Source organism: Nostocoides sp., assembly GCF_035343835.1.
Classification (GTDB): Bacteria; Actinomycetota; Actinomycetes; order Actinomycetales; family Dermatophilaceae; genus Nostocoides_A; species Nostocoides_A vanveenii.
The window spans coordinates 7,734-9,233 of sequence record NZ_DAOQZV010000126.1 but is presented as its reverse complement, the minus strand read 5'-3'; the positions used below and the strand labels follow the sequence as shown (position 1 = coordinate 9,233).

Below are 1,500 nucleotides of genomic sequence, written 5' to 3'. Positions count from 1 at the left end.
GGTCTGCTGCAGCGGGTCGGCAACCCGGCCGCCGACGCCGTGCTGGAGCGGATCGCGGCGGGCACCGCCGTGGTGTCGCTGGCCGACACCGATGCCGAGGGCCCGACCGTCGCGGCATACGGCACGCTCGGCCTGAAGGCCGTCGCCAAGCCGAAGCCGAAGGTCGTGGCCAGCCCCGCGACCGGCGCGTCGACGGCAACCGCAGCGACTGGCTCGGCGCCCGCGGCGAGCACCCCCTCCGGTGGCAGCACGAGTTCGTATGCCGCCGCTGGCGCCGCCCTGGGCCTCGCGCCCTCCGCAGCGGCGGTCTACTCCGCGATTCGCTCGACCTTCGGAATCACCAATATCGGCGGCTACCGGGCGGGTGACTGGGGCGACCACGGCACCGGCCACGCGGTTGATGTGATGATCACCAGTGCCGCGCAGGGCAACGCCGTGGCCGCCTATGCCATCGCCAACATGGGCCGCCTGAACATCAAATACATCATCTGGCAGCAGCGGATCTGGATGGGCTCGGGCTGGCGGTTGATGGAGGACCGCGGCAGCATCACGCAGAACCACTTCGACCACGTGCACATCTCGGTCAACTGATCCCATGACGGCCGGCGCCCCCGAGTCCGCAGCGACGGCGGCCAAGCCTGCCTCGCCGGCAGTCAAGGCGACGCTCGTTGCGATCCCGCCCGAAGCGAGTGCCGGCGAGGCTTTCCGGATCAGTCTGGAGTCGTGCCTCGAGCACCTGGCCGCGAACGAACCGCTCTTCCTGCGCGACCGGCACGCCGACAACCTCCACCAGACGCGCGTGTCTTGGCGCCGGGCTCGGGCGGCCTTCTCGCTCTTCCGGGCACTCGTGCGCACCGACGAGGCCGGGATGGACACCAAGGTGCGGATGCGCGAGATCGTCCTGCCCCTCGGCCCGGCGCGTGATGCCGACGTCCTGCTGGCGCGCGCGGTGGCTGAGGAGTGGCCGGCCCGGGAGCAACGCGCCCTGCGCGGCCGGCGCCGGCGGACGTATGCCGTGGCCGCCCCCCTGCTTCGCTCCCCGCAGTGGCTGGAGATCAAGAACGACCTGATGGCTTGGCTGGCCGCGCCCGACTGGCTCGACGGTGCCGCCGGCCTGCGAGACGCCCCAGCCCGAGAGGTCACCGACGCCGCTCTCGAGCGCCGCTATGCGCGCGTCGTGGCCGCGGGCGAGACCTTGCTGACGATGCCGGCGCACGATCTGCACCATGTGCGCATCGAGGGCAAGAAGTTCCGTTACGGCTGCGAGTTCTTCGCCGACCTGTATGCCGATTCCCCTGGCACCCCGCCCGCCGAGTATGCCGCGGCGATGGGCGCGATGCAGGACGCCTTCGGCGCCGCCAACGACTATGCCACCGCCGCGCACATGCTTGCGGCGCAAGGGATTTCGCTGCAACACCTCGGCCCCCACCCCGGTCGTGCCGACGTCCTGGCCGCGTGGCAGAACGTCCTATCCCTCACGCCCTTCTGGCGCTGACGCGA

1 protein-coding gene and 1 pseudogene are annotated in these 1,500 nt (G+C 71.3%); both read left to right on the top strand.

The features are described 5' to 3' along the window. A pseudogene (locus PKH97_RS10115) lies at positions 1–591 on the top strand (hypothetical protein); the annotation flags it as partial. Between the two features lie 4 nt (positions 592–595). Beyond that, positions 596–1,495 carry a CHAD domain-containing protein gene (locus tag PKH97_RS10110; RefSeq protein ID WP_324387283.1) on the top strand — a complete coding sequence of 300 codons (900 nt, stop codon included), beginning with the start codon at positions 596–598 and terminating at the stop codon, positions 1,493–1,495. The last annotated feature ends 5 nt before the right edge of the window (positions 1,496–1,500 follow it).

What these genes read in the sequence shown, in the direction of transcription:
- PKH97_RS10110 (WP_324387283.1), top strand. Translation starts at nt 596, where the DNA reads ATGACGGCCGGCGCCCCCGAGTCCGCAGCGACGGCGGCCAAGCCTGCC.